General features: G+C 65.3%; 6 protein-coding genes. 2 read left to right on the top strand and 4 right to left on the bottom strand.

Annotation, left to right across the window (positions count from 1 at the left end; translation table 11 throughout):
• Positions 1-483 precede the first annotated feature (483 nt).
• Together AC07PT_RS29785 and AC07PT_RS29780 are read left to right on the top strand one after the other, a co-directional pair.
• Entirely contained in the window at positions 484-1416 is a 933-nt protein-coding gene (locus AC07PT_RS29785) for a LysR family transcriptional regulator (RefSeq protein WP_494659111.1), read from the top strand.
• A gap of 186 nt (positions 1417-1602) precedes the next feature.
• The gene (locus AC07PT_RS29780; protein WP_494659110.1) at positions 1603-2652 is read left to right on the top strand and encodes a porin; all 1050 of its coding nucleotides are present in this window, start codon (positions 1603-1605) and stop codon (positions 2650-2652) included.
• A 37-nt stretch (positions 2653-2689) separates the two neighbouring features.
• Here AC07PT_RS29780 and AC07PT_RS29775 read toward each other — a convergent pair whose 3' ends face one another.
• From AC07PT_RS29775 to AC07PT_RS29760, 4 genes are all read right to left on the bottom strand, one after another.
• Positions 2690-3631 (bottom strand): LysR substrate-binding domain-containing protein, encoded by a 942-nt coding sequence (locus tag AC07PT_RS29775; protein ID WP_494659109.1) that lies wholly within the window; start codon positions 3629-3631, stop codon positions 2690-2692.
• Between the two features lie 36 nt (positions 3632-3667).
• Positions 3668-4678 carry a Bug family tripartite tricarboxylate transporter substrate binding protein gene (locus tag AC07PT_RS29770; RefSeq protein ID WP_494659108.1) on the bottom strand — a complete coding sequence of 337 codons (1011 nt, stop codon included), beginning with the start codon at positions 4676-4678 and terminating at the stop codon, positions 3668-3670.
• 104 nt (positions 4679-4782) lie between these two features.
• Positions 4783-5508, bottom strand: a complete 726-nt coding sequence (locus AC07PT_RS29765) for a hypothetical protein (protein WP_494659107.1) — start codon at positions 5506-5508, stop codon at positions 4783-4785.
• A complete protein-coding gene (locus AC07PT_RS29760; RefSeq protein WP_494659106.1) occupies positions 5505-6575 on the bottom strand; it encodes a zinc-dependent alcohol dehydrogenase in 1071 nt (356 codons plus the stop codon). Before AC07PT_RS29760 ends, AC07PT_RS29765 begins: the two co-directional genes overlap by 4 nt.
• Between the last annotated feature and the right edge of the window lie 42 nt (positions 6576-6617).

Raw genomic sequence — 6617 nt, 5'->3', positions numbered from 1 at the left:
CCTTGGTCTTTGCTTCACACGAATCTCCTTGCACAACGTGCACTGCTAGTGTGTTGCATCGACCGGTTGAATCCGCCCTGCAAAGCGGCCCTCCTCACAGCCCACCCCATCGGTACATCGGGCGCGGCAATCCCGCCACCTTTTCAGGATCTCAATGGCACTTCAAATCCCAGCGGCATGACGCAGCAGCCCTGATCGTCTACAAACATGCAAAACACGGTGCCATCTTTCAGCGCACTTCCCTCGCTCTCAAAACCCGGCGCAGTTCCCCAAGTGCTGTCTCCAATGTCGTGGCTCTATGAAAGGTGTTTTGAAGTACCGAGTTTTTCGACTTGAGCGGTTGATAGCATTTTTGATTGCCATCCCATGCCCCCACCGTTATTGCTCCACTGGCCTTGACACCCCTGTACAAGCAGCCACCCACCATTGCGACTAAAGTCGCCCGCTGAACCTTGCGTGCTCTGCGGCCTGTCTTACTCAGTCATGAACCAACTCGATTCAATGCGTGCCCTGCTCAGTGTGGTGGACCAGGGCGGGTTTGCGCCTGCTGCGCAGGCCCTCAACACCTCGCGGGCCAAGGTCACGCGGCTGATCCAGGATTTGGAGGCGGCGCTCAACATCCGGCTGTTGCAACGCACCACCCGCACGCTGTCGCTGACCGAGGCGGGCGAGGTGTATGTGGCGCGCATCCGGCCCTTGATCGAGGGGCTGGATGCCGCCAACGATGAGGCCAGTACCAGCGGGCGCACACCGGGCGGGCTGTTGAAGGTGCAATCGTCGCTTGATTTTGCGGCGGCCCAGTTGATCCCCCGGGTGCCGCGGCTACAGCGCGTGTACCCTCGGCTGGAGATCGAGGTCAACACCAGCGACCGACACCTGGAGGCGCCCGATCTCAAGTCGGATGTGACTGTGCTGTTCAGCCGTCAGGGCCTGGCCGATGGCGACTACACCGCCGTCAAGCTGGGCACCACCCATGCCTTGCTCTGTGCATCGCCCCGGTATCTGGAGGCCTACCCGGCCCCGGCGCATCCCTCAGAGCTGGCGCAGCACGCCTGTCTGTTCCCCAAGGGCAAGGGCCTGCCCGAGGTGTTGCGCTTTCACCCGACGGGCCCCGGGGCGCAGCCCGGTGTGGATGTGCGGCCCGGGCCGGCCCGTTTTCACTCGCACAGCCCCGAGGCCCTGTACATGGCCGCATTGCAGGGCATGGGCATCATCGGCATGCTCTCTGCCCATGCCCAACCGTACCTGCAGAGCGGGGCGCTGGTGCGCGTGTTGCCCGGCTGGGTGGGTGAATCGTGGCAGGTGTGGTTGGCCTTCACCGGCCGCAAGCATGTGCCGCGCAAGGTGCAGGCGTTCCTGGCCTTTCTCAAATCCGAATTTGGCGATCCTGAAGCAGACCCCTGGCAAGGGGGGTGAAGCTGCTTGGGGGTTCGCCAGCACGGTCGATCCGCTCTGAGCGCCGCCTGTATTGACGTGGCATCGCTCCCACCGATACCGCCTATCGGAAATCGGTATTTGTGGCGATTCGGCTCCAAACGCACCATCTCGGCTCCAAGGTTGGACGCAAACAGTCCATAGACACAACACATCGGAGACGAGAACTTGAACCCTGAACCATCCATCAAACCCCAGGCCTGCCTGGCCATTGGGCTTGCCATGCAGGCCCTGCTGTCGGTGGCCCATGCCCAGACCGCCACGAGCGCCGGCCCCACGCTGTTTGGCGTGGTCGACAACGGCGTGACCCGATCCGACACGGGCGCAGGCACCTCCATGGCCATGGCCAGCGGCGTCATTTGGGGCTCGCGCCTGGGGGTGCGAGGCCAGGAGGACCTGGGTGGAGGAACCCGGGCCCTCTACATGCTTGAGATGGGCCTCAATGCCACCGACGGCAGTCTTGGCCAGGGCGGGCTTGCATTCGGGCGCCAGGCCTTTGTGGGCGCCGAAGGGCAGGGCTGGGGCAAACTGACCGTGGGGCGCCACTATTCGGTGCTGCACACCAGCCTGGCAACCTACACCGTGAGCGGGCTGATCTGGGGCGATGCGCTGAACTACTTCCGTGACGGAACCGTGCTGCGCATCAACAACTCTCTGCGCTACGAGTCGCCAGAGGTGGCTGGATTCAAGCTCAAGAGCTTGTACGCCTTCGGTGGCCAGGCCAACAGCTCGGTCGGCAATGTCTTCAACCCGTCCCTCGACTACAAGGTGGGCGCCCTGCAACTGGGGGCCAGCTACATGCGTTCAAACACCAGCGCGTCCAACACCAGCACCTACGCTGTGCTGGGCGGCAGTTATGACTTCGGGGTTGCCAAGGCCGCCTTCGCAAACTACCGACAGCGGGATTTGCTTGCCGGCAGTGCCACGTCCGGCAAGGATGCCTGGGAGTTGTCGGCCATGGTTCCGATGGGGGTCCATTCCCTGTGGTTGTCGTATGGCCGAACCAGCGGAAGGGCCGCGGACACCGACGCTTCTTCTGTCAGCGCCCGTTATGGCTATGCCCTGAGCAAGCGCACCTCGCTGTACGCCGGTTATTCGCAGATCCACAACGGCCCGAAGAGCAGCTTCACCTTCAACAGCGCGAGCAATGCGGGGCCGGTGGTTGCTGCAGGCAAGAACGTGAATCAGGTGGCGCTGGGCATCTCCCACTTTTTCTGAGCTGCGAGAGCCGGCCCTGGTTGACCCCGAGGCCGGCTCAAAGCGCCTGAATGCGGCGGGCCAGGCTGGCCAGCTCGGCCTGGCCGATACGGGTCAAGGCCGTGGCCAGTGTGGTGCGCACGGGTTCCGTGGTGAGCTGCTGCTGTTCTTGCCAGGCCCGGCCCAGCAAGGCCAGTTGGCTGGGCAGGCCCAGTGGCTCGAGGCGACGGAAGACCACGCCCTCGGCACCCAAAACCGCAAACGAGGCCGGCACGATGGCCACGCCCAGCCCGCAGGCCACCAGCGCCAGAACGTTCAGGAATTGCCCGGCCTCGTGTCGTACATCGGGGCTGAAGCCCGCCGCCAGACACAGTGCCGCTGTGCGGTCGAAGAAGTCGGCCACCTGGTAGCGTGAGAAGCCCACGAAATGTTCGCTGGCCGCCTCGGCAAGGTCCAGAGGCAGGCCCGGCCGCGCCAAGGGGTGGCCCAGGGGCAAGGCCAGGCAGTAGGGGTCGTCGATGACGGCAAGCACGAAGCGTTCATCCAGGCCGGGCCCGGGTCGGCCAAGGCCGATTTCGATCTCGTTGTCCCGGAGCGCTTGCAACTGCCGGGACGTGATCAGTTCACGCACCTCCACGCGAAGTCCGTGCCCCTCCTCTCGCAGGCGGTTCAGCACGGCAGGCAGCCACCCATGGGTGGCAGAGGGCACCAGCCCGATTCGGAACACCTGCTGCTGGTCCTGCTCCCTGGAGCGTGCACGGCGCGCTGCCTGCAAGGTGCGGCTGAGGATGACGCGGGCATCTTCCAGAAAGCTTTCTCCCGCTGCTGTCAGGCGCACGCCTCTGGGCAGGCGGACAAACAGCGGCACGCCCACTTCCTCCTCAAGCTGCCGTATCTGGGCGGAGAGGGCTGGCTGGGCCACGAAGAGCTTCTCGGAGGCGCGGCTGACGCTGCCCAGTTCGGCGACGCTCACAAAGTAGCGGAGGTGTCTGAGTTCCATGGGGGCGATGCTGCAGAAGCGCAGCAAAGGCGCGCTTCAGTCCAAGTGTATTTTGGCCCGCGCAATGAGGTCACCGTACAGGGCCGATTCGCGTCGGATGCGTTCTGCCAGTGTGGCCGGTGTGCTGGCGGCAGGTCGCCAGCCCTGGGCTTGGAGCTTCTCACGCAGGCTGCTGTCTTGCAGCACCTCGGTCAGGGCCTGGGCCAGTCGGGCGCGGCGCGTTTCTTCCAGGCGGGCCGGGGCCATCACGGCGTTCCAGACCTCGATGTCCAGCCCCGCCGCGCCCAGCTCAGACATGCCGGGCAGGCCTGGGGCCAACACGCTGCGAGCGGCTGTGCTGACCGCCACAGCACTCAATTTGCCAGATGTCACCAGCGGGGTGACGGTGGAGGCGGGCAGCAGGCTCATCTGCACCTGGCCCCCCAGAATGGCATTGATGATGGCCGGGCCCCCATTGAAAGGCACATGCAGGGCCTGGAAACCCAGCCGGTTCTTGATGAGTTCCATGCCCAGGTGGCCCCCTGAGCCCGGACCGATGGAGCCATAGGCCCAGCGATCTCCGGATTTGCGGGCCTCGGCCAGAAACGCCGCAGCCCCTTGACGGGCGCTGGCCTCTGCACTGACCAACACCAATGGCGCGGTCCCGATCAGGGCCAGCGGGGCCAGGTCCCGCACCGGGTCATACGGCAGATGGCTGTACAGGTGGCGGGAGCTGGTCAGCGGGCCGTTGCCGATGATGCCGAAGGTGTGGCCGTCATCGGCCTTGGCGATCTGGTCGGCGCCAATGTTGCCGCTGGCGCCGGGTTTGTTGTCCACCACCACGGCTTGCCCCAAGGCTTTGCTCAGGGGTTCGGCCAGCAGACGTGCCTGCATGTCGGGAGAAGAGCCGCTGGGGTAGCCCACGACCATTCGCAAGGCCTTGGCAGGCCAGGCCGCGGCGAATGCCGCGGGTGCCGCCAGGGCCAATGCGCCCAGCCAACAGTCTCGTCGGCGGATGCCCGGTGGGGTTGGCCGGGCGGTGATTGAAACAGAATCGGTGATGGGCATGGTTTGTCTCCAATGTTCTCATGTCGCCCTGACGAGAGGGCAGGGGATGGGCGGCAGGCTGGCCCGTATCTAAGGCCCATATCGAAGGCCCGTTTTGAAGGCCTTCATGGCATCAGGTCAAGGCGCGTCGCAGGCCTGAGCAGCCTGCTTGCCGGGTACGCATCTGCCTGGCGTGTCGTGCTCAACAGGCCAAAGCAACGGGCTGGCGCCTCTGCCAGCCAAGGCGCTGGCCATGCTGCCGGCGAGGTCAGGAAGGCCTGCAGCGCCTTGGGCGTTGAATGCTCCAGCAGCAAGAGCAGCCGTTCTCCTGGCGAGGTGCCGGTCGTCTGCGGGCTCAAGGGGTGGCTCGGCATGTTTTCGTCGGCCAACCTGGACCACTCGGCCCTCAGCAGGCCTGCTGTGGCGACGGCATGGTTCATGTGCCGATCGAGTTGGCGCAATGCCTCGTGCAGCGACACAGAGCGGGGCAAGGTCAGCAGGCGTGTCGCCAGGGCCTGGCCCCTTGTCACGCCAGCACTGCCCAGCAACTGGGTCGGGTGCCGGACAAAGTCGTTCAATTGCAGGCGCATCCGTGCCGACCATGGCGTGGGCTGCTGCAGCAGTTCCTGGTAGCGAGGGCTCTGCAGGGCCGCCAGGTCAGCCAGCCAGTAGCCCGTGAAAAACTGGCCGCCCGAGTCCAGCGAGCCGTACCGGCGCGCCTCCAGAATGCCGGGCACGGACAGGCGCTCGGGCACATGCTCGAAGCTGTGCCAGCGCTCGTATTCCTCCAGCACAGAGAGGTCGCGCAAGCCATTCCATAGCGCCAGGAAGGCCGTGGGATTGGCGTTCATGCTGGCGCGGCTTCAGTGGCAGGCAAGAGCATGACCTTGGTGGCCTCGCGCTGGTGGGCCAGCGCGAACGCCGTCGCGGCCTGTGCCAGCGGAAACTGGTGCGTGACCATTTTTGCGAGCACCTCGGGATGGGCCGCCATGAAGCGAACCACTTCGGGCCAACTGGCTTCAGGGGCCCGGTAGGAAGCCCGGATCTGATGGTGCTGGCGAACCATGGCCGTCAGGTCGATCGGTACCGGTGCAGCGTGGATGCCCGCCACGACCAAGACCCCCCTGGGTTTCAGCACAGCCAGCGCCGGTGCAATCACCTGGGCCGCGCCCGTGGCCTCCAGCACCACGTCGAATTTTCGGTCCCGGGTGTACTCGGCCAGAGCCTCGACCATGTTGTGTCGGGCGAAGTCGATCAGGTCTGTGAATCCCATGGCCCATAGAATGGCCATGCGGGGCGCGTCGTCATGGCCCCCGATCACCACCTGAGCCGCGCCAGCGGCTCTCGCAAACAAGGCCATGCCCTGGCCGATGTTGCCCGGGCCCAGCACCAGCACTTTGTCGCCCGGGCGGATCTCTGCCGTGCGTACCGCCTCGTGGCTCACGGTCAGCGGTTCACCCAGGGCCGCGACCAGGGGTGACACCTCTTCGGGCACAGGCACGCAGTTGCGCGCAGGCACGCTCACCCACCTCGCGAAGGCGCCGTGACGTGCCACACCGATGCCACGTCGCGTTACGCAGTCGTCAAACCGCTGTCGCTGGCAGGCTTCGCATTCGCCGCAGACCACTGAAGGGCGCACCGTGACCAGGCGATTGAGCAGAGCGGTTGGGACTGACGCACCGCAGGCGCGCACGTGGCCGCTGAATTCGTGGCCAAGCGTCACAGGCAGTCTTGGCGCCATGAAGTGGTAGCTGGGGGTCCAGCGGTCGATGTGCAGGTCGGTGCCGCAGATGCCTGCGGCGGCCACTTCGATCAGGACCTCGTCGGCCTGAGGTGCGGGTGGCAAGGGGGCTTCAACCAGCGAGAAGCCTGCCTGTGCTGACTGCTTTTGCAGGGCAGTCATGTGTGTGGAGGGCATGGGTAGGGGCTCTGAGCAGAACAGGCCTGCAGTTTCGGGGGG

The sequence above is a fragment of the Curvibacter sp. GW821-FHT09D12 genome, assembly GCF_059416245.1.
Note: the sequence above shows the minus strand (reverse complement) of the source record. Positions and strands in the feature narration are given on the sequence as shown.

What these genes read in the sequence shown, in the direction of transcription:
- AC07PT_RS29785 (WP_494659111.1), top strand. Translation starts at nt 484, where the DNA reads ATGAACCAACTCGATTCAATGCGTGCCCTGCTCAGTGTGGTGGACCAG.
- AC07PT_RS29775 (WP_494659109.1), bottom strand. Translation starts at nt 3,631, where the DNA reads ATGGAACTCAGACACCTCCGCTACTTTGTGAGCGTCGCCGAACTGGGC.
- AC07PT_RS29770 (WP_494659108.1), bottom strand. Translation starts at nt 4,678, where the DNA reads ATGCCCATCACCGATTCTGTTTCAATCACCGCCCGGCCAACCCCACCG.
- AC07PT_RS29765 (WP_494659107.1), bottom strand. Translation starts at nt 5,508, where the DNA reads ATGAACGCCAATCCCACGGCCTTCCTGGCGCTATGGAATGGCTTGCGC.
- AC07PT_RS29760 (WP_494659106.1), bottom strand. Translation starts at nt 6,575, where the DNA reads ATGCCCTCCACACACATGACTGCCCTGCAAAAGCAGTCAGCACAGGCA.